Genomic DNA, 21,405 nt, shown 5'->3' with positions numbered 1-21,405 from the left:
GGGGACTGACGACATTCTCACTGGGCCCCCCATTAGATCGGGGAAATGCTCGTTCGCGGGCGAATGTCCAACTCCAACGAAAGGTTCAGTGCTAATGCCCGGGAACTGGTGCACTGTGGCATCGATCGAAGCAACGACAGCATCCTCGGGCGCCAGCACAAGCCACGTGTGTGTGTACTCCGGACCAGATCTTGACACGAGGGACCAGTCCTCCCCGTGTCGTTCGAGGAGAAATCGTCCGATCGCAAAGGACGTGACCGAACAACTGCCCCGAGGGTAGTCCTTGAGCCAGATGTTGCTGGACTTGCCGGGGAAGCGTCCGATCGCCTCAACGACCGTTGTCATGGCAGTTTGCCAATGTGCTTGCGGTTGCATGGGTCAGTCCATCGACCAGTCGTCGTCGCTGAAGCCGAGCGTCTTGAGATTCTCGCGAATCGCCGACCGCTGGTCGTCGCTGAGGTTGGTGAGTTGGTTCGATTCGATGTCGATGGTGACGCGCACCGGAACGTTGGCCGCCACGAAGTGGGAGATGATTTCCTCGTAGATCTGGCCGGCATCGCGCACGACTCTGTTGACAGTGAGGTCCTTCGTCGCGTGAAAGCGCGTGGGCACGGTTACCGCGGGCCGTCCACTGGGCGTTGGCGCTGTCGACACCGGCGCGCCGTCGTGGGGCGAGGTTCCCGAACCGTCCAAGGAGGCGCCTGAGTCCTCGGAACCGCCATCGCTGCTGGCACCTTGCGCGTCTTCAGCGATCTGCTTTGATGCGATCACCGGGTCGACCAGGAGCCCGCTCTGGCGGACCGCGGCTGGGGTGGTAACCGTGAGGCCGTTGAATCGACCTTCCTCATACGAGTCGGCGTAGGCGAAACCATCGAGTTCTACAACGAGGGCGTCATTGAGATGCCACACCGCATCGACGATCACCTTAGGCTGGACCACCTTCGGCATATAGACGTATTGACTGAAATAGCCGACGAGGACGTCAAGCGGCACGTATGGCTTCTCACGCCACAGGTCTAGACGGTTGATCTGCATACGCAGCAGCGACGGTGAGAAGGTGCGGACCACGAACTCACCCGCATCGGCCTTCTTCGTCACCCGCTCGGCGAGCGTGCCGTCGCCGTTCATGAGGATGGACTCCAGTTCGATCGCAGAAGCGCCAGGATCCTGCGTCGGTACAAGGATCCAGCGGTAGGCCTCGCGGATGGAGTCTTTCACCGTCTGCTTCTGCTGGGCGACGCGTGACTCGGCAACCTTGATGTTGTGTTGGTCAAGATTGAGCGAGTCTCGATTCTCGAGGATGTACTCCCACGCCATGCGCTGGCGCACGGCGTTGAGCAAGATGTCGATGCGGTCGACCTCGGGAGCCAGGAAGACGAGCGAGTTCTTGTGGATACGCGCGTTGGTGCCACGCTTCGTCAGGAACTCGATCGCCGCGTCCTCGGCCACGGATCGCCCGCGCTTCGAGAACGGGCGGTCGGGCCCGAAGATCACGAGACCGATGCCCGGGTCGTCCTCGACGTCGATGCTGCCGTGCGGGAAGCGGTGGACACGCTCGAACAGTCCCTTGTCGGTCTCCTGTCGAACGACCTGGGCCAGCTCGTCGAACACCTGCTCCTCGTGGTAGGAGTCGGCGCGCTCTTGCACGATCTGTGCGACGGTCTGCTGCAGCGACAGCCAGTACCGGTCCTGGTCGCGGTTCATGTACTTGCCGAGGTCGCCGAGTCGCCGCAGACCGTCGGCAACATGTGCGGGGTTGTCACCCGGGTAGGTCGAACCGAGTACAACGCGCTTCTGCTCGATGCCGCGGATGGTCGCGGCGCTGCCGTCACGATTGCGGAGGTTGGCCATCGGTGAAGTGCCAAGGAACACACACCGCGCGGCGCGCTTGGTCGCCATGGACCGCCCGAGGATCTTGATGTCGCTGTCCACCACGTTGGCCGTCGATGTCTCGCCTGCGACGTCGGCGTCTACGATCGGCTTCCAAGAGTCATCCAGGTGGTTGGCAAGCTCGTCGAAAACCTTCGCGTTGTCAAGCGGGACCGAAGCAGGGAGAATCATCGGCGATCGGTCGCCGCTCGTCCAGAGGGCGTAGACAACCGTCGCCATCAGGCGCAGTACGCCGCGAGTGCGCTGGAAGCGCTCCAGGGTCGACCAGTCCTTGTAGAGCCGATCAAACAGCTCCGGGTGGATCGGGTAGGCAGTGCGCATCGATGCGCGGTAGCCGGGCTGCATAACCTCGCTCGGCACGTCAGATCCGTAGCGCATGTAATGATCCATGAATTTGTGAACGACCAGGTCGCGCGCGGCATCCTGTTCGCGCCCGAACGGCTTGAAGATGCGCCGCCTGACGATCTCGAACGACTCCTCGATCGTCGCCGGCTGCCAGGCGGACTCCAGACGGTGGATCACGGAGCGGAGGTGTCGCAATGCCTCCAAGCCCGCAGTGCCGCCAACCTCGTGCTCATTCTCGATCGGCGTCTCAGCACCTGGCATGTCGCGGACGACATCGGACGCCGGGAGCGAAACGACGAGGAGCGCGGTCGGGACGGCTTTCACCGCCTCGGTCAGCGACTGCACGAAGGTCATGTGGCCGTCGAACGTTCCGGCAGGCGCGACCTTCTCACGTGACCAGAGCTGGCGCAGATACGCGACCCACTCGTCGATGAGGATGATGCACGGCCCATACTTCTCGAAGAGGTCGACCAACGCGGTCGTCGGCGGCGGCACCGACTGCTCGTCGTACCGCTTCAGGAGCTTGTGCCCCTCGACGCCCCCGAGCTGGTACGCAACCTCGCCCCACAGCGTATTGACAGTGAAGCCCTCGGGCTTCGGCATGCCCAGGATCGAGAGGTCGTTGCCGACGAGTACCGCACGGTTGACGCTGGTGGGAAGCTCCGCGATGCCAATGCCGTCGAGCAGCTCTCGCATGCCCGGCATCCGCTCAGCAGGCACCCCTGCTGCTGCGTGGTAGACGGCCAGCAGCGAGTGCGTCTTGCCGCCACCGAAGGTCGTCATCAGATCGATGACAGGCTCCCCGCCGCCGCCGCTGAGGCGCTTGATCGCCTGTTCGAGCAAGTAGCGCAGACCGCGTGTGAGGTAAGTGCGGCCGAAGAACTCGACAGGGTCGCCGTACTCAGGGCCAGCCACGCCCTGGTGCACTTGGCGGAGGTCGGCGGCGAACTGGGCCAACTCGAACGTGCCACGGGCGACATCGTCGTGAGGCTCGACAACGTCGCGCCAAGCCGGGAGGCCGGTCGAATCCACCTGTACCGAGAGCGACTTCTCCTGTGCACGCTGGAGTCGCTTCTGGTCTTCCTCGAACATGAGGCGACGGAACTCGCGCCGCATCGCGTCGGCTCTATCTGCGTGTTGGACTGCACCGATCGAACGGAGGATGTGCTCGCCATCCATAAGCACGCGCTCGGTGCGTTCTGACGAGATGCGCTCCCCATGCGCCCACTCCTTGCGGGCGTCCCAGAGCGCAGAGATTACTCGCTTGTCCTCGAAGGTGAGTTGCTCCTTGAATACCTGGTGCCATTGCTTGTCGAATACCCAGAACAGATAGGCGGGGTCAGTGGGACTGGGCGACCCGTCTCGTCCTGTGAGTCCTGCCGTGCGTCCTACTTCAGACGCCCAGTCAACACCGTGCTTGGCCTCAAGGAGCGCGATCATCCAAGGGCCAAGCCCTTCGGCTACAAGGTCGATTGCGCGTCCGACGCGCTCCTTATTCGTTAGCGATGCCATCAGAACAAGCCTCTATCTGTCGATGCTGTTGACCCGAGCCGCAAGAGTTCGTTCCATGCGCTGATAAGTGCGTTGTAGCGCTCCTGATCCCCAGCGCGTGAGGCTTTCGCCGCCAAATCATGCAGACGGTAGACCAGTGCGCGTGCTGGGTCCTGTAGATTAGCAAGAGCCCCCATGAGCTGTCCTGCTTCAAGCTCTCCACGGCCATCGATTAGTCGGTCAGCCAGATGGTGCACCGCTTCCCACGCGGTTGGATTTGAATCTCGAGATGGTAGCCAGTCGCGATCGAGACCAGTCCTCCCGAGCAACTGGACCTTGTTCGCCTGACTTGTTGCTACCTGAGCGCGTACCACATCGTCGACACTTATTCCGAGGGGCCGCACCGCCTTGTCTGCTTCCCCGAAAGACGCCGCGGACCACCCGTACGCTTCCCACCAACGCACGGCGAACCTCGACTCCGGATCAAGTTCGCCTTCCTGCTCATCTAGTACCTCCCCAAGCGCGTCATTGATCAGACGCAACGCATGGTCGACAGGAACAGGGTTTCCGGCTTGGTCAAGAACCGCGCGGTATCGCGAGTAGATCTGCATCCCTGGCCCCATGGCAGCCTGCGCGAGGTCGACGGGAAGAATCGATGCCGCTTGAAGGTCACGCACCGCGGTACTCAGCTCACGACGCAGTGACCGCGCGAAGTCTGCAAGGCTGCATGTTTTCGCACTATCGTCTCGGGGTCTACAGACCATCGCGATGTAGGAGGAGACTGCGTTAGATCCAGCCGAACGCATTCGAGCCTCAGTCGTGCCCCGTATAGGCCAGGTGCCCGTGATCTCTAGTTTTGCGGCAACCATTGCCGACAAGATCGATGACCAACGCGTTTCTTCCTCACGACCTCCCTTTTGTTCCTTCGACGCATAAACAATCACTAATGGCACATCTGGTGTTGCAAGGTGCTGGAGATGCTCAAACGTCTCTGTGAACCCGTCGATGAACGCCGCGCGGGCAGCGTCCTTGGTGCCTCCGTGATGCCATGCAAAAGCGGTCAGCTCACCAGTCTTAGGCGTCGCAATCGTGCGGTATAGATCCGGGTGGACATTGCGCAACGCGCGACGATGCCACATGTAGAAGTAGTCTGATAGGTCAGCATAGCCGATCGCATCGAAGTAAGGCGGATCGGTTGCCACGACGACGGGGCGGTTCGATGCGATAGACCTCGCGTCAGCCAGAGCCACTCGCCCGCTCCCCATCGGAGCAAACTCAAGGGCACGGAGCAGGTTCTGGCACACGGTTGCCCATGACCCAACCGAAGAACCAAACGGGTACGTCTCGGCGAAGTCCCAAGTCATCGGCAAGTCAGCCCGACCGAACGCGCCAGTTGCTGCAGAAGGACCACGCCGTGTGCGAACAAAGGTCTGTGTCGAGTTGTACTGTGCCATCTTCCCGACAGCGAGGCCGAGTAAGGATGAGACGGCATCGGCAAGCTCCTTCGATCCTCCGTCCGTGATGACCTTTTCCTGTACTCGCGCGACATGGCTCGCGAATGTAGCGAGCGCCAGAGCCTGGCGCGAGGTGTACAAATCCAGAAAAGTCTCGATGCCGTAGCGCGGCGGTGCGATGTACTGGTTCGCCTCGCCAAGGGAAACCTCGGGCAGGTCCTCGGGAGCAGTCACGTTTGCCGCCAGGATTTCGGACTCTGTTGGCGCACGGAAGAGGCGCCGTGATCCGGTGTCGATGTGGACTGCGATCAGGCGTCGCCCCATCAAACCGTCTAGTGCCAACTGCCTAATGTCGGCCTCCCTGATCACCTGGGAACAGTTCAAACACTGAAAGTCGGCGCCCCGCCCAACTTTGGGGGATGTTGGCGCCTGTCCGTCTCGCTGACCAGAGATGACATCCAAGACAACCTCGCCATCCGCGACCGATGGCGAAACCCATGCGAGCTCTCCAACTTTTCGGGAGAGTTGCCACGTAGTAGTCAACACGGTCTGAATGCCGCAAGCAGGATTGGTACAGGGGACTGTACGTCCCCAGAGCCAGAAAATGACGGTTCCGTCAGACACGGCTGGGTAGGCTGGGCGCAGATCGCTGAGAGCCTCTTCCATTACCCAATCTGCGTAGTGGTGAAATGCGTTGATGACGCCCGCATAGTGTCCTCTGCGTTCAGCGGCAGCGAATAGTGTTCCAGCTTCATCTTCGGCTTCGAAGCTGGCATCGGCCGCCTTCGGCAACACTTCAGTAAGCGTGCGCGTGATGAGTGCGGGGACAGGGTTAAGGTCCGACCCAAGCGTTGACAGACCAAGACGCTGAGCCTCCACAAGTGTCGACCCACCCCCGCAGAACGGGTCGAGAACTGTGGGAAGCCCATCTGGGAACTGTGCAGCCAGAATATCGGTCGCGCGACGTAATGCTTCCTGCTCAGGTAGGCCAGCGCCATTCTCAACAAGACCCCTTACCACGTCCAGCAGTTCGGCACGACGAACTTCCTCTCCAGGGTCATCGACCAACGCCGCAAAGAGTATCGCCCGCCACGCCGGCAACGGCATAGGGGCGAACCACTTGTGAAGGTTGCGCAACGTACCTGTTTTCACAGCCTTGTCTGCGGCACACGCGGCATTGATCTCATCCAGCGGTAGCGCGACCTCGATCAGCTTCCTCTTACGAATTCTCTCGGTCAATGTTGACTCATCTCCGTTGCGTCGCTCCAGAAGGGCTCCCAGTCGTACTCGACGCGCGCCGCGCGAGGATCGATGGGCTGGTCTACAGGGTGTCGCAGGTAGCGCACTGTCGTCGTGTCATCCTCCGCGACCTGGACGAGCGCGAGCACCGAGTGCTCGGCCTTGTTCAGCGCAGTGACCGCTTCCTGCCGGGTGAGCACGAACGTCCGGCCACCGACGACACGGCCCTTCACCTCGATGAAGTCGAGACTCTGTCCAGTGTCGGACTCAATGTCGTAGCCGGGGTTGTTGTGGTGCATCTCTGTCGGATCGTGGCCGAGCGCGTGCTCGACTCGGAGAACGGCATCGACGGCCAGGCGCTCCACCCGCGTCGTCTCCCTGGCACGGTGAGCTGCGCCTTCAGGGTCGGTCTGAGCATCCAGCCATCCCTGCGTGACGACCAGACAAGCGCCGGTCACTCGTGGCGGGCGAACCGAAATGTCACGTTCTTGCTCAAGCTCTCGTAGCCGTCGGTCGAGTCGACGGGCCAGCGCTTCGGCCCGTTCCTGCATTTGAGATGCTGGGAGGCGGGTCTTCCTGCCCGCTCGCTCCTGCTCGCTCAGCTCAAAGGCGCGGCGGTCCCAGTAGTTGATCTCGCGAGTCAGGCGTTCGCGGACGAGGCGTTCGGTCTTGTCTACGCGCTCCACAGTGCGGTGGCTGACCTCCTCGGCGTGCTGGCGCGCGATCGTGACCGACGCCTCTCGGATCACGCGGCGATCGAGGTCCGTTGCTTGCGCCCAAGGTTCGGACAACAACGGCCGACTCAGGTTCAATTCTTCGTCGTCAGGGGTCTCGAAGTTCGGAATCGGCGAGCCTGTGAGCGGGGTGATAGTTCCGGCTTCATCGATCCGTACATACTGTGCACGACGGGATACGACGCGCGGCTGACCCTCAGGTGCCGCTCTCCCGTCAGTGACGTCGTGCTCGAGCAAACTCACGACGTAGGGCTGTAGCGACAAATCGGATCTGTCGACGAGGACCGCGCCGCGGCGGAGCGCATCGTTGTAACGGGCAGAGACGACGCTCATCGTGGCTGACATGAGCGGGTGGCCGGGGTGCAGGAGAGTTGCGACATGGTTGTTGCCGCTGACTCTGACATATTTCGGGTCGAAGGCGACGCGATAATACTCGTTGACAACGGGCTGGCCGTAGCCGGTGACGCGGTCGCGTTCCTTGATCTCGGCGGGCACGCGTCTGATCTCGAACCGGTGTCCTTCACGCATCCGCAGTTGGCCGCCGATATCAGCGAAGGCGCGATGGAAGAATGATTCGACGTGATGCGGCTGGAGCCTCGCGGCCTCCGCACGCTCCATCTCGCGTCGCATCACATCGATCTCGGTGTCACTCATGGCGGAGGGCACGAGTTGGTTCGCCTGCAACAGTTCGGGGATGCCGTCTGCGATCCGCGGATCGACAACCTCAGTCAGATAGCGCTGACGCTCGGGCTTGTTGGCCTCTCTGATAGCCGCGATCATCAAGTCGCGAAGCGCGTTGCCTTGGAATAGCTGGCCGAGCACGTCGTAGACGCGTCCGCCCAGGGTGGCACGTTGCTCTTCGAGTTTCTCCAGCAGTCGCGTGTAGACGTCGCCCTCTCGAGTGTCGTCCGCCACGAGCGACCACATGAAGCACGTGTTGGGCTGCCCGATGCGGTGTACCCGGCCAAAGCGCTGCTCGATACGGTTCGGGTTCCACGGCAGGTCGTAGTTGATCAGCAGGTGAGCGTTCTTGTGAAGGTTGACGCCTTCGCCGGCCGCATCGGTAGCGATCAGGAAGACGCACCGTTCATTCTGCTCGAAGGTCTCCTTCGCCTTCTTACGATCCTCTCGCTTCGTGCCGCCATGGATCGTGATCACTGCATCATCGCGGCCAAGATGCTGCGTTAGACGCATCACCAGATCATCGAGCGTGTCCTTGTGCTCCGTGAAGATGATCACCTTTCGCCGGGTGCCCGTGTCGTCGCGCATCTCGTCAGCATCGTCCAGGGTGTCACGCAGCGCGTCCCACTTGGCGTAGGTCGGTGACGACTTCACCGCCGACGACTTCACGAGGAGTTGATCAACGACGCGGATCTCGGTCTCGAGCTCCTCGGGGGTGCGGGCTGTCGTTGCTCCTGCGATCGCCTGGTCCTCGAGGGCTTCACGTTCCTCGTCGGTCAGATCTTCGAGGTCGTCCCAGTCTTCGGGGACATCGGGAGCGTCGGATCGCACCGCGGCGTAGATCCTGGCTTCACGCAGCTCGGACTCGAGCCGAGCCTTGCGGCGCTCGAGCGAGCGGTGGATTGCCGCCGGCGACGACGCGAGCCGGCGCTGGAGAGTCGTGAGAGCGAAGCCGACTGCGGTGCGTCGGCGGTTGTCGCCCGCGATCGCGTCAGCGCGGTTCATCTCCTCGCGGACGTAATCCGTCACCGCGACGTAGAGGTCTTTCTCAGGCAGGGACAGCTCGTACTTAACCGTGAATGCAAAGCGCTCCGGAAATAGGCGCGTCCCCTCGAAAGTGCGCAACTCCTCCTTCACGAGCCGACGCATCAAGTCGGAGACGTCGACCTTGCGACTACCCTCCCGAGCGACTCCTTCGAAGCGGTCAGAGTCAAGCAACGCCATGAAGAGTTGGAACTGCTCCTCCTTTCCCGAGTGGGGCGTCGCGGTCATCAGCAGGAGGTTGCGCGTGTGCTTGCCGAGCTCTTCGGCCATCTGGTAGCGCTTGGTCTTCTTTACCTCGTTGCCCCAGACCGTGGCCGACATCTTGTGCGCCTCATCGAAGATGATGAGATCCCAATCGATCTCACCGGCCTTGTCGAGAATGCCCTCGCTGTTGCGGGCCAGGACGTCGAGCCGAGCCAGCCACAGGCCTCCACGAGCGAAAGGATTGCCTTCGTGGAGGATCTTGTCGCGGGTGAGCGTCTCAAACTCAAGGCCGAACTTCTCCCGCATCTCCTCGTCCCACTGGTCGACGAGTACGCCCGGAGAGACCACCATGACGTTCGCGGCGTCGCCACGCAGTAGCAGTTCCTTGATGAGGAGCCCTGCCATCACGGTCTTACCCGCGCCAGGGTCATCCGCCAGTACATATCGCAGTGGCTGTTTGTGCAGCATGATCTCGTACACGGCACGGAGCTGATGCGGCAGCGGCTGGACGTCGCTAGTACCGAGCGCTGCTTGCGGGTCGAACAGATACGCAAGCTTCATCCGGCGCGCCTCAGCGGCAAGCAGGAACGCGTTGGGATCAGCATCGAAGCTGAAGGCTTGCCCGGCGACGACCTCGCGTACCTGAGAAATCGCGTTGGCGAAGACGATCCTTTCGGCCACACCAGTTTCGGTCCGATAAGTGACGTATGCGGAGTCGTCTGTCAGCCGTTCGACGGCGATGATCTTGACCGGGTCGGGGCCGGCAAGCCCCGTGAGCGTCGCGCCAACGCGGACGCGATCAAACAGCGATGATGTCGACACGGCTCTCGTTCACTCCTTCAGTTGGCAAAGTCGATCAGGCGGGGTTGGGCATGCTGGCATGCGGCGGGGGCTAATTCGGGGTTGCCGCGTCTCCGCGTCGCACCCAGTCATCAACCTCTCTGGTTTGGAACTTCCACAGACGCCCGACCTTGTGGGCTGGCATCCCCTTGTCGGCGATCCAGGCGTAGATCGTGTCCTTGGTTACGCCCAAGTAGTCCGCGATATCGTCGGCAGAGAGCCATGGTTCAGACACGCGGACTCCTCGAGGCAGGTTGAACCGGATCTTTCCGGATACGTCCGAGACTAGCCGGTCGATCCAGTTCCGGGGCGAGATGCTGGGCGAGGACTATGTGGCGGAGCCTCCGCCGCTCGAATCGTGGCGCTGTGATGCTCGGGGCAAAGTACAGAAACCCATAGGTTGACGACGTACTGGGCGCCTGGTGATCCGCACTCCTCGCACGTTTCGATGCTAGTTGAAGGTGTTGTCGAGCACGACGCACACCCAGTTGAGATGCTTCTTGGACTCTGATTCCAGGTGCTGCCGCATGCGGCCTTCAGCGTTGAGCGATTCGCCAACATAGACGTCCCGGTCGCTGTTCATCACGTAGGCAACTGGCCAGTTGCGGTGGCGCGGATCCGAATCGCCCCACACGCGCACGTCCTCATGCGTCAACGGGAAGCGTTCAAGCTCGAACGAGGTCATGAATCCAACTTGGTTGTCGAAGCCTGGAGATCTGAAACCACTTGGGGGGTCGACTTCAGGTAGGAACGGACGGCACTGAAAGCGGCCTCGGCTTGCGCCTTCATTTCTGGTTTCAGACGCTTGCCCTTCTCATCGAGCAACCCCACAACAGCCTCTTTGGCGCTTGCAGGCTTGTCGCGCACATCTGCGGCAGGAATCTCCTGCACGAGGTAGCCTGGGTGATTTGCGCGGATCCTGTCCGCAGTGTGGTGGACATTGTTGTCGAGAATCACTGCCACGCGCTCGAATCCGAGTTCGTTCAAAAGCGCTGCGAGCTTCTCGGGATTTCCTTCACCCCCGGATCCCCATCCGAATATTGTCCCCGGCATCTCGATTCCCACCTGCTCGAAGGCGCGCGGGAACAATGCGGCGTCCTCCTGACCCTCGACGAGGATCACGCCGTCATCGAGGAAAAGAACTTCGTTTGCGTCGACGCCAAGGATATGCGGGTTCCGCCAGCTTCGGCGTAGGTTGGCGACCTCCATGACCGTCACGCGTGTCGGCTGAGCAATCTTTGAATCGGGGCCCGACTTGTAGACGCGAGCAATTTCCGCACCATTCGCGATGTCGTCCCAGGAAAGGAGGTGAGGCGAGTGCGTGAATACGACAATCTGTCGGTCCTTTGCGAATCGTGCCAGCACTCTGCCAAGCCGTTTCACTAACTGCGGATGAAGCGAAAGTTCCGGTTCATCGAAGACGAGAAGCGTCTCGGGTTCTGAGTCGTAGAGCGCGTTCAGAATGAACAGCAGACTTATGATGCCATCGCCGAGACCCTCGCTCGAATGATCGACCCCGTCTCCAGTCGTCACTTTCAGGTAGTACGACTGACCGTACTGCCCTTCTCCCAGATCGATGGTCCATTTCAGTTCATGGCCAAGCACCTCAGCCATGAGTTGATCGAACTTCTCCTTCTTCGCATCGTCGTTGTGAAGATCAAAAAGCCTCCCCGTAAATTGGTCATTCTGACGAGACCTAGTGAAGTCGTTCTGTTGTGCCATCCAATCCCGTTGAGCTGTGCCGCCACGGCTGAACGTGGCCTGAAACTGTCGACGCGAGGGAACGGTGACGATTTCTGGTAACAGATTGGGTTGTGACGGGCTCCACTCATCTTTGGTTTCGCTGGTGTCGTTATTGCGGCTAAGGACTTGGTAACTGACGCCAGTATTGAAATCCATCCTTATGCGGATTCCATTGAGCGTCGCACGGTTGCGCCGACCCGCTGAGAATGACACGTCATTCTTTAGCTTGCGTGAGACCGCATCAAATGACTCCCAGACGGTTGACTTGCCAGCGTTGTTCGCGCCAACGACGAAGGTCAAACCACTTCCTTCGGCGCCGTCAGGGCATGCCATGCGAAGAGTGGCAGATTCGCGGAAGCCGCGGAAACCCTCAACTGAGATTGTGCGCGCATGTGAAGGGATGAGGTTCTCCTTGCTCGTTAGTGAATCCATTTGTTCAGCTGCCACCCGATTTTGAGTGTCGCGTTGGCTCATCTCGGGGATGCGTATCCGCAAATCCACGTCAAATCTTGAGGGTGGAATGCGGTGCGCTTGATCGTCTGCATATTGCGCGAGCTTCTCGGACGCACTGCCGATTGCGATGAAAGGGGCGCGCCCCGCGGCGCGATCTTCATGTGACCAGACGAGTGAAAATTCTCCGGGGAGGTCTTCGTTGTTGACGGTGTCCCATTTGATCCGGAACATCGTAGGGGAGCCGCGACGAATGTTCACAACCTCGAGCCGATCAAAGACCGAATAGACAGCATTGGAATACGAGCTCTCGTCGCGCACGAAGATGTCGATGCTGTCTCCCGGGCTCAACGGTCTCGGTCGAAATCCGTCGCCAGAGGTCGCTTTGAGAACATCCGAGAGCGTCGTGCGTTGCATTGCCAGCCCACCGAGCGTCTTGCCTGGTTTGGCGACCAATGAAATGAAGTCAATGGGGAACAGGCTTCGATTGAGCTTCACACTGATTGGCAACCGCCGAAGTGCCAACCGGTCTCGCACGGCGACCATAGCAAGCCTAGTCAGGGTCAGTCGTTGCGTGGTGAGCCATACAACCCTCCGTTTCTGAGTTGATTATGGCATCAGGCCACGCGTGAGCAGTGAGTGTGAGCAATCAGCTGGCGAACAACGGCCATTCACTAGCGGAGTTAGCGGCGCATACGTTCACGCTTGCCGGCCCCAGGCAGAGTCGAGAATGGCGGCGGATGACTTATCGGAAGGGAACCAATGTCCGCCGCCCCACCCATACTTGTCACGCACGGACTACGAGGGCCGTGTGTGACTAGTGAGGGATTGACTGTGATTACGAAGACTGACTTGACCTGGTGGCTGGAACTCGAGCGGGAGCTCGATTGGCAGTTCGCCACCACTTATGCCGAAGGCGCGCCCCACGAGTACGTTGTGGGTGGCAAGACGCCGGGTCTCTCGGAGGAAGACGTCGCGCGGGCTGCCCACGTCATCCGGACATACGGCGAGCCAATGAAGTTCCTCAAGAGCACGCGCATCTACCTCGTGACACCCATGGGTTGGAAGCATTGGGACATGCAGGGCGGAACGATCGAAGACGAGAGCGTCACCCTAATCAATCGCGGTCGTGTTGAACACGTTTACGGTGTGCAGAACATGCCGCGAACGAAGTCACCGTGCGGGACCGCATACGACGGACTGGCCACAACGTGGGATCGACACCACGGCATGACCGTTGAGGAGCAACAATCCGCGGTCGACTTGATTCGATCCACCTTCGGTGACCGACTTGGCCGCACGCTCGACGTCGGATGCGGGACGGGGCTTCCGGTGGATCTCGGATTGGTCGAGCCCGTCCGATACGTCGGAATCGACCCCTCGACCGCGATGCTGAACGCGCTCGTCATGAAACACCCCGCTATCGCGGGCGTGCATCCGATGACCTACTCCGAAGCGGAGCAGAAACACGTGCTCTGCGGAACCATCTATGACTCGGTGCTCGCAATTGGTGGTTCCGCCTCCCACCTCGCTGCGGATACCATCAATAGCCTGCGCGCACGCTCGAAGCGGGACGCACTTCTCATGCATTTTGCAGCTGAGGCGGTGCCGAGTACAGCGGGAATAGACGCGACCGTGGCAGCTGAGTCACTGGCGATGGCCAGTTCGCTCGCGGTGCGTCAGGTGCGGATAGGGCGATTCATTGCTTCCGTGATTCCGGGCACGCATGGTTACTAGACTCGGACTCAATCGCGCGATACGCCAGAATCCGGGGGACTCATGAGCGCCAATGAACTGCTGACTCAGTTGCTCCCCGTGCTCGGAAAATCCGAGGCGGTCGGATTCAACGTCTTCGACGTCATGCACCACGGCACGCATGAGAAGCAGCTGTCGAACATCTTCCGCTGGATCTTCGAGATCGGCGGAACGCACAACTTCGAGGGGCTTGGCCAAGATCTCTTCGTTGAGGTGATCAATGAGGAGCTCGGCGAAGGTCTGCCTGCGGGCCCCTACACGGTGCGGCAGGAGGTCAACACGGCCAAGCCTGGCCTTGAGTGGGACATCGCCGACATTGTGCTCGAGAGCGACTCCGCCGTGATCGTGGTCGAGAACTACGGAACTTCGGACGGACACGGCCACGAGTACGAGGGATACCTGGAGTTTGGCCGCCGCGGTGGGAAGCGGAGCGTCGTCGTTCTGCTGTGTGGCGAGGAAGACCGCGCGCTGCAGACAGACGGGTGGGAGAACGCACCTGTCGTGACGTACGAACGACTTCTCGACCGGCTGATTCGCAAGCTTGATGACGACTCCACCTACGCCAAGCGCAACGCCGAGCAATACACATTTCTCAGCCAGGTGCACCGGAAGTTTTCGAAAGGAAAGGCGCGCATGAGCGACAAAGACGTGCTCGACTTCATCACCGCAATGTGCGCGACAGGCGAAGCCCGGCGCTACCAAGAACGTGATCGCGACGTAGCGGCCGAGCGACTCGCAAGCGACCTCGCGCAGCAGGCGCGGGAACGCTACGGCGAGAGTCGCGATGTTTTGCAGCACGTGAAGTCTCGCCTGCTGACGTATGTCAACGGCGTGCTCAAGGGTCAGCTCAATGCGGCTTTCGGCGAGGGTCGCGTTGAGCGAGTCGTCGCGAACCACCAAGGCATCTACCAGTGGGCCGTGATTCTTGAGCCGGCACCAGGACACGATGCTTCGGGTAGCCCCATCCAGATCAAGCTCGGCCCGTCAGCTTGGTTTGTGAACGAGCAAGAGCCCACGTGGAGGCGGAAGGTAGACCCGCGCCTCGCCGACTACTCGCGTTTGTTCCTCACGTACGCAGGAAACCACGAAGTCCGGCAGTCGGCGGTGACATTGCATGAGGTGCTTTATGGCCTCGACGCTGGCGACACGCGACTGCTTGACGAAATAGTTGCGCTGGTGCGGGGCGAGTAGCTCACCGGCTAAGCACTCAACTCGTCGTGCGACCCAGCGAGCCAGTCTTCGAACGCGACGTCATCGAGTTTCGCTTCTGAGCTAGGCAAGATCGTGCCGTCGCGAAGGCCCTTGCCGAAACGGCCAGGAAGGGGCAACTCGAGCACTCGACGCTTGTCGCCGCGTGCAACGAGTAGCTCGCGCATGAGGTGGGCAATCTGACGTTCCTCCGGGCCGGCGACTTCGTGCACACCGTGCGCATCATTCGAAGCGCCCTGCACCGCCGACTCTGCGAGCCGCACGAGCTCGGCGGCGACCGACGCCGCAGCGATCGGTTGTGAGCGCACCTTGGGAGTCACCACCCACGGGCCGAAGGGCATCGAGACCTGATCGGCGAACTCAAAGAACTGGGTGGCGCGCAAAATCGTCCACGCAATCGATCCGGCGGTCACCACATCTTCTTGGGCACGCTTGCCCGCGTAGTAGCCAGCATTGACCTGTGCCGCACCGATGATGGAAAGCGCGACGTGATGACGAACGCCCGCGTCTGCTTCTGCCTTGAGCAGGTTTGTCGAAACCCGCTCAAAGAACTCGACGACATTGCCGCGCTCGCCCTTCGACGGCCCGGAGGCGTCGATCACGACGTCTACGCCGGTTAGGCTCAGCCCCTCGCCGCTAACGAGATCAACCCCTTGGGAGCGGGTAAGAACGACGGTCTCGTGACCCGCTTCACGAGCGATCCGCTCGACATGACGCCCGACAACTCCGGTTCCGCCCGCAATCGCGATTTTCACACCTTCACCCTACGCAGGCGCACTGGTGGTTAAAACCCCAACGTTTAGTTCTTGGGCTTTAACGCGGGAGGCCATCTTCCCCTCCACCAACAACCCCGCTACTATTTACTGAACGATCGGTCTGTAATTAGGGAGTTCGACGATGACGTCGCAACCGCTGGCACCTGACGAGCCGGTGATTCGCGCGCGCGAAGAAACCCACGGCGAAGCAGAGGCGCCACTCCTCACTGAGCACCACGCCGACCGCGTCGTCGCCACGCTCAACCGCCTAGATCATCGCAACGCGATCAACAAGGCGACGATCGACGCCCTCCACGACCTTTGTGCCGAACTCGAGCAGCGCCCCAAGACCCTCATCATCACCGGGGCTGGCCCACACTTCGCGGGCGGGGCCGACATCGCCGAACTCCGCGACCGCCGCGCCGCAGAAGCCAAACAGGGCATCAACCTCACCGCGTTCCAGCGCATCCACGCTCTGCCCATGCCGGTGATCGCCGCGCTCAGCGGCTATGCCCTCGGTGGCGGAGCCGAACTCGCCTATGCGGCCGACATCCGCATCGCATCACCCACGCTAAAAATCGGCAACCCCGAACCAGGGCTCGGCATCATCGCGGCCGCCGGCGCGACTCTGCGCCTCCCCGAAATCATCGGTCACGCCCGCGCCGCCGAACTCCTCCTTACCGGCCGCACCCTCACCGCCGAAGAAGCGCTCGCCTACGGCCTCATCACGAGCATCACCGACAACCCGCTCGCCGAAGCGCACGCCATCGCCGACCGCATCGCGAAGCTCGAACCCCGCGCCGTGCAGCACACCAAAACCGTGCTCCACACGCCGAAACAAGACCAGCCCAAAATCATCGGCGAACTCCAGGCCGAACTCTTCGACAGCGACGCCAAAATGCGCCGCATGACCGCCTTCCTCGAGAGGAAAACCCGATGACCGTTCCCTCCCACGTCGCCGTCGTCGGCGGCGGACGCATGGGCGCAGGCATCGCCCACGCCTTCATCCTCGCCGGCAGTCACGTCACCGTCGTCGAACAAAACGACGCCGCAGCCCTCGTCGCCCACGAACGCATCGCCACCCTCCTCGCCCGAACCGCCGAACGCGCAGCCCAACAAGCCACCGAACACGCCGCCGAACACGCACCCCAACACCACCCGCGCCACGACGCCGCCCCGCACGTGCCAGCCGATGGTTCCGTCGCCGCAGGTTTCGCGTCCAACGCAGCCGATGGTTCCGGAACCACGACAGTCGCCACAAAAGCGGGGGAGGGTTTCGAGACATCGGCAGACATGCATGCGCTCGCCGGCGCGCAACTCGTGATCGAAGCCGTGCCCGAATCGCGCGCGCTCAAGGCTGTCGCGCTGGCCCGCGTGAATGAGGTCGTCGCGCGCACGGCGGTGATTGCGACGAATACATCGTCCATCTCGATTGACGACCTCGCCGGCGCCATCGACAACCCGCAGCGGTTTGTGGGGATGCACTTCTTTAACCCGGTTCCGTCGTCGAGTCTCGTCGAGATTGTGCGCGGGGCGCACACCGCACCCGACGTGATCGCGCGGGCGCAAACGTGGGTCGACGACCTCGGAAAGACCGCGATCACGGTCGCGAATGCCCCCGGTTTTGCGTCGAGTCGCCTCGGCGTCGCGCTCGCGCTCGAGGCGATGCGCATGCTCGACGAGGGCGTCGCATCCGCCGCCGATATCGATACCGCGATGCAACTCGGCTACCGTCACCCCACCGGCCCGCTGCGCACCACCGACATCGTCGGACTCGACGTGCGCCTTGACATCGCGGAAGAACTGCACCGCGCGTACGGCGAGCGGTTTGCGCCGCCGGAGATTCTGCGGCGTCTCGTCGCGGAGGGGCATTTGGGCCGCAAAACCGGCCGCGGATTCTACGAATGGAGCACCGAATGACTGCCGGTTTGTGCGGCGTTGCTCAGGGGCTGGACATGTAAAGCCGATTGACATGTCGCCATGACGTGTAAAAAATTCGCCTAATTCTTTACACGTTATGGGGCGGTCGCCTCGGGTTGAGCCGCGTGCGCAAACCGAGGTGCACCGCTCCGCGCGATCTGCGCGAGGAGGGTCTCGATGTCTACTGGGGGAGCTTTCATGGACGCCGCCTGCTCGGCGATGACTTGCTGAACTACCGAGCGCGATAGTCCCAGCTGGTCCAGGAGGAAGTCATCGGTGCTGACGGCATCGATCCCGAACGGAGACAGGACCTCAGAAGGGAAGTCTTTTAGGTTCTGCGTGACAATCACGTCGGCGCGGCCGAGGATGGCGGCCGCGAGCACGTGCGCGTCCCCGGGGTCGGGGAGTGCGAGCCCCGTCGTTAGTGGCTCCCAGCCAGTGATCAGAGCATCATCAAAGGCTTCGTTCATCGAAGCGAACCGATACTGGAAGCGGTTCGGGTCGACGCCTGGATGAATTTTTTCCAGCGCGATTTGCGCTTCGTTGATCACCTTCTCAGACCATGTGGGGCGAAACAGCCCACGTTCCGCAAGTCGCAGCATCGTGTCTGCGGGCGCGATGGGAACGAGTACACAGGCGTCGAGGAAGGCGGTGAAGCGAGCCAACGGCTAGCCTTTCCGTGCTTTTCGGAGTGCTTCGCTGTAGTCCGTAGCATCCACGTCGTACAGGCCATCTTCTTGGGCTTGTCGGGTGAGCTCTTCAAGCCGGCTGCGGCGCTCGTCGCTCTTGCGATCGCGGTAGGCGAGCACGTCATTCAATCGCAGCCGACGATGCCGTGCTTCGCCGAATCGTTCGAAGGGGAGCTCCCGCTCCTCGAGCAGTCGAAGCAATGTGCTTCGACTCACACCAAGAACGGATGCGGCTTGTTGCGTAGTCAGTCGGCGGTCGACTGGCTGGATGCTCACGGAAGCGCCCCGCTCCATCGCATCAACAACTTGTTGCAACACCTGATAAATAGGCAGGGGGAGTGGGAGTTGCTCACCATCAGGGCCGAGCAGAATGGCTGGCGTTTCGTGGCTACCCAGAAACTTGGCCAGGTTCATCATCTCGTCGAGATCGACGGGAGGGTCGACAACAACAGAATCACGGGTGGGGGTGCTCATGACGCCAGTATGAACTAATTCGGCCAAATCGTCCATATCGATCAAATCGTTCACAGCCAGTTGGTGGCTGCGTGTTGATGCGGAATTCGTGGCAGTGAGTCTGCGCTCGCTGTCGCGGGCCATGGTTCCGTGCGCGTGTTCCGCACTCCTGGTTCCGCACCTCTTCCGCATCGGACTCAACGTCGCTACGCTCTTTACTGAACGATCGGTCTGTAATTAGTTCGACGACGATGTCGGATCCGCGCACTACCATCGCCGCAAGCTACAGGCGCGAACACGAAATGGAGCACCGAATGACTGCCATCCTGCCTAGTTTTGTTCGCGGCGAATGGGTCACGCCCACGGGCGATGACGGCGTCGACGTGCGTGATGCGTCGACCGGCGAGGTGATCACGCGCGTGTCGAGCACGGGCATCGACCTTGCTGGGGCGCTCGACTACGCCCGCACGGTCGGGCAGGCGAGCCTCGGAGAGCTCACTTTTCCGCAGCGCGCGATGCTGCTGAAGCAGATGGGTCAGGCCCTCACCGAGCGCAAGCAGGAGCTGTACGAACTCTCCAAGCGTGCCGGATCCACCGTGCGCGACTCGGGCGCCGACATCGACGGCGGCATCGGCGTGCTGTTCACTTACTCCGGCAAGGGGCGTCGCGAAATGCCCGCTGGTTCCGTGTACCTCGATGGCCCGGTCGAGCCGCTGTCGAAAGACGGAACCTTCATCGGCCGCCACATCTACACGCGGCTGCCGGGCGTCGCGGTGCAGATTAATGCGTTCAACTTTCCGATGTGGGGTGCGCTCGAAAAGTTCGCGCCCGCGTTTCTCGCCGGCGTGCCGAGCGTGATTAAACCGGCTACCCCCACCGCGTACATTGCCGAAGCGTGGGTGCGTATTCTGCTCGAAACCGGCCTCGTGCCCGACGGAACCCTCCAACTCATCAACGGCAGCATCCCCGGCCTTTTCGACCACCTCCGCCTCGGCGACCTGGTTGCCTTCACCGGTTCCGCCTCCACCGCCGACCGCCTGCGCACGCACCCCAACGTGCAGAACAAGACGGTGCGATTCACGAGCGAAACCGACTCGATCAACGCGTCGGTGTTGGGGCCCGATGCGGTGCCCGGAACCCCGGAGTTCGACGCGTACGTATCGCAATGGTTTGTGGAGTTGTCGTCGAAAGCGGGGCAGAAATGCACCGCGATTCGCCGCGCGATTGTGCCTGCTGGCCTGGTTGACGACGTGGTTGCCGCGTTGCGCGCGAAGATCGACCAGCGCGTTGTGCTCGGCGACCCCCATGCAGACGGCGTGACGATGGGCCCGCTCGTTTCTGTTGAGCAACGCGATGACGTGCTCGCGCAGGTCGCGAAGCTCGTCGACGCTGGCGGGGAGCTCGTGATCGGAGACGTCGCCGCACCCGAGGTGACAAAGGCAGACGGAACCAGGGGAGTGGTTCCGGAGGGGGCCTTCGTCGCGCCGATGGTGCTGACGTTCGCGGGCGCGGTGCCCGACGCTGTGCATGCGGTGGAGGCATTTGGGCCGGTGTCGTCGGTGATCGGGTATTCGTCACCGAGCGAAGCCGCATCGTTGGTGGCACGTGGCGGCGGATCCCTTGTCACCAGCGTCGTGACGCACGACCCGGCGTTCGCAACCGAGCTGCTCTCTGGTTCCGCTGCGTATAACGGACGCCTGCTTTTTCTCGACCGCGTTGACGCGAAGACCTCGACCGGGCATGGCGCACCGGTTCCGCATCTCGTGCACGGCGGGCCCGGGCGTGCGGGAGGCGGCGAAGAGCTGGGCGGCATTCGTGCGGTTTTGCACCACATGCAGCGCACTGCAATTCAGGGCTCACCCGACATGCTGACCGCGCTCACGGGAGTGTGGCACGCCGGGGCTTCGGCCGTGAATGACGGGGTGCACCCCTTCCGCAAGTCGCTGGCCGAATTGCGTATTGGTGACCAGTTCGCTTCGCCGCTGCGGGCCGTGTCGCTGCAAGACATCGAGACGTTCGCGCACTTCACCGGCGACACGTTCTACGCGCACATGAATGAGGAGGATGCGGCCGCGAACCCCTTCTTCCCTGGTCGTGTTGCCCACGGCTACCTGCTCGTTTCGTGGGCGGCCGGACTCTTCGTCGACCCCGCACCGGGCCCGGTGCTAGCGAACTACGGACTCGAGAATCTGCGCTTCATCACGCCGGTGTCGCCCGGCGATTCGATTCGAGTCACGCTGACTGCGAAGCAGATTTCGCCCCGCGAGACCGACGAATACGGCGAGGTGCGGTGGGATGCCGTGATCCACAACGATCGTGATGAGGTCGTGGCGCAGTACGACGTGCTCACGCTGGTTGAGAAGCGGGTCGGGGCCGCGGTGGGCGCTGCGGTTTCGGTGATGGAGGGGTGATGCGGCGGTGCACCCGTTGAGCGAGCGTAGCGAGTCGAAACGTCTTGACCTGACCGATCGCGCCGGGATACCCCGATTCGTCTCGGTCGCTGCGCGTC

14 protein-coding genes are annotated in these 21,405 nt (G+C 61.7%); 5 read left to right on the top strand and 9 right to left on the bottom strand.

Annotation, left to right across the window (positions count from 1 at the left end; all coding sequences use genetic code 11):
- Positions 1-378: 378 nt before the first annotated feature.
- The 6 genes from FVP60_RS10835 to FVP60_RS10810 all read right to left on the bottom strand — a co-directional run bounded on the left by FVP60_RS10835 (position 379) and on the right by FVP60_RS10810 (position 12,661).
- Positions 379-3,747 (bottom strand): DUF499 domain-containing protein, encoded by a 3,369-nt coding sequence (locus tag FVP60_RS10835; protein WP_147826310.1) that lies wholly within the window; start codon positions 3,745-3,747, stop codon positions 379-381.
- Complete coding sequence (locus tag FVP60_RS10830; RefSeq protein WP_187240645.1) at positions 3,747-6,419, bottom strand: DUF1156 domain-containing protein; 2,673 nt, start codon at positions 6,417-6,419, stop codon at positions 3,747-3,749. The genes FVP60_RS10835 and FVP60_RS10830 overlap by 1 nt, the downstream gene beginning before the upstream one ends.
- Complete coding sequence (locus tag FVP60_RS10825) at positions 6,416-9,904, bottom strand: helicase-related protein (protein WP_147826308.1); 3,489 nt, start codon at positions 9,902-9,904, stop codon at positions 6,416-6,418. The genes FVP60_RS10830 and FVP60_RS10825 overlap by 4 nt, the downstream gene beginning before the upstream one ends.
- A 70-nt stretch (positions 9,905-9,974) precedes the next feature.
- Positions 9,975-10,157, bottom strand: a complete 183-nt coding sequence (locus FVP60_RS10820; RefSeq protein ID WP_147826307.1) for a helix-turn-helix domain-containing protein — start codon at positions 10,155-10,157, stop codon at positions 9,975-9,977.
- Positions 10,158-10,373: 216 nt separating this feature from the next.
- On the bottom strand, positions 10,374-10,607 hold the full coding sequence (locus tag FVP60_RS10815) for a GIY-YIG nuclease family protein (RefSeq protein ID WP_147826306.1): 234 nt from the start codon (positions 10,605-10,607) through the stop codon (positions 10,374-10,376).
- On the bottom strand, positions 10,604-12,661 hold the full coding sequence (locus tag FVP60_RS10810; protein ID WP_147826305.1) for an ATP-dependent nuclease: 2,058 nt from the start codon (positions 12,659-12,661) through the stop codon (positions 10,604-10,606). The genes FVP60_RS10815 and FVP60_RS10810 overlap by 4 nt, the downstream gene beginning before the upstream one ends.
- A gap of 288 nt (positions 12,662-12,949) precedes the next feature.
- Between FVP60_RS10810 and FVP60_RS10805 the strand changes: the two genes are divergently transcribed.
- Both FVP60_RS10805 and FVP60_RS10800 read left to right on the top strand, forming a co-directional pair.
- Positions 12,950-13,852, top strand: coding sequence for a class I SAM-dependent methyltransferase (locus FVP60_RS10805; RefSeq protein ID WP_147826304.1), 903 nt, complete (start codon positions 12,950-12,952; stop codon positions 13,850-13,852).
- A 42-nt stretch (positions 13,853-13,894) separates the two neighbouring features.
- A complete protein-coding gene (locus tag FVP60_RS10800) occupies positions 13,895-15,061 on the top strand; it encodes a PDDEXK-like family protein (RefSeq protein WP_147826303.1) in 1,167 nt (388 codons plus the stop codon).
- An 8-nt stretch (positions 15,062-15,069) separates the two neighbouring features.
- Here FVP60_RS10800 and FVP60_RS10795 read toward each other — a convergent pair whose 3' ends face one another.
- Positions 15,070-15,834: an SDR family oxidoreductase gene (locus tag FVP60_RS10795; RefSeq protein WP_147826302.1), complete on the bottom strand. Its 765-nt coding sequence runs from the start codon at positions 15,832-15,834 to the stop codon at positions 15,070-15,072.
- 142 nt (positions 15,835-15,976) lie between these two features.
- Here FVP60_RS10795 and FVP60_RS10790 point away from each other — a divergent pair, with 142 nt between their 5' ends.
- The gene (locus FVP60_RS10790; RefSeq protein ID WP_147826301.1) at positions 15,977-16,774 is read left to right on the top strand and encodes an enoyl-CoA hydratase/isomerase family protein; all 798 of its coding nucleotides are present in this window, start codon (positions 15,977-15,979) and stop codon (positions 16,772-16,774) included.
- Complete coding sequence (locus FVP60_RS10785) at positions 16,771-17,754, top strand: 3-hydroxyacyl-CoA dehydrogenase family protein (protein WP_147826300.1); 984 nt, start codon at positions 16,771-16,773, stop codon at positions 17,752-17,754. Before FVP60_RS10790 ends, FVP60_RS10785 begins: the two co-directional genes overlap by 4 nt.
- Before the next feature lie 95 nt (positions 17,755-17,849).
- Here FVP60_RS10785 and FVP60_RS10780 read toward each other — a convergent pair whose 3' ends face one another.
- Together FVP60_RS10780 and FVP60_RS10775 are read right to left on the bottom strand one after the other, a co-directional pair.
- Positions 17,850-18,419 carry a PIN domain-containing protein gene (locus FVP60_RS10780; RefSeq protein WP_147826299.1) on the bottom strand — a complete coding sequence of 190 codons (570 nt, stop codon included), beginning with the start codon at positions 18,417-18,419 and terminating at the stop codon, positions 17,850-17,852.
- A gap of 3 nt (positions 18,420-18,422) precedes the next feature.
- Complete coding sequence (locus FVP60_RS10775; protein ID WP_246132575.1) at positions 18,423-18,971, bottom strand: excisionase family DNA-binding protein; 549 nt, start codon at positions 18,969-18,971, stop codon at positions 18,423-18,425.
- A gap of 239 nt (positions 18,972-19,210) precedes the next feature.
- Between FVP60_RS10775 and paaZ the strand changes: the two genes are divergently transcribed.
- Complete coding sequence (gene paaZ, locus FVP60_RS10770) at positions 19,211-21,307, top strand: phenylacetic acid degradation bifunctional protein PaaZ (RefSeq protein ID WP_147826298.1); 2,097 nt, start codon at positions 19,211-19,213, stop codon at positions 21,305-21,307.
- Positions 21,308-21,405: the final 98 nt, after the last annotated feature.

This window comes from Microbacterium mitrae, from assembly GCF_008017445.1.
Classification (GTDB): domain Bacteria; phylum Actinomycetota; class Actinomycetes; order Actinomycetales; family Microbacteriaceae; genus Microbacterium; species Microbacterium mitrae.
Note: the sequence above shows the minus strand (reverse complement) of the source record. Positions and strands in the feature narration are given on the sequence as shown.

Excerpts from the sequence above, each read along its gene's own strand:
- FVP60_RS10810 (WP_147826305.1), bottom strand. The coding sequence starts at position 12,661 with ATGGTCGCCGTGCGAGACCGGTTGGCACTTCGGCGGTTGCCAATCAGT.
- FVP60_RS10785 (WP_147826300.1), top strand. The coding sequence starts at position 16,771 with ATGACCGTTCCCTCCCACGTCGCCGTCGTCGGCGGCGGACGCATGGGC.
- FVP60_RS10790 (WP_147826301.1), top strand. The coding sequence starts at position 15,977 with ATGACGTCGCAACCGCTGGCACCTGACGAGCCGGTGATTCGCGCGCGC.
- FVP60_RS10835 (WP_147826310.1), bottom strand. The coding sequence starts at position 3,747 with ATGGCATCGCTAACGAATAAGGAGCGCGTCGGACGCGCAATCGACCTT.
- paaZ (WP_147826298.1), top strand. The coding sequence starts at position 19,211 with ATGACTGCCATCCTGCCTAGTTTTGTTCGCGGCGAATGGGTCACGCCC.
- FVP60_RS10800 (WP_147826303.1), top strand. The coding sequence starts at position 13,895 with ATGAGCGCCAATGAACTGCTGACTCAGTTGCTCCCCGTGCTCGGAAAA.
- FVP60_RS10815 (WP_147826306.1), bottom strand. The coding sequence starts at position 10,607 with ATGACCTCGTTCGAGCTTGAACGCTTCCCGTTGACGCATGAGGACGTG.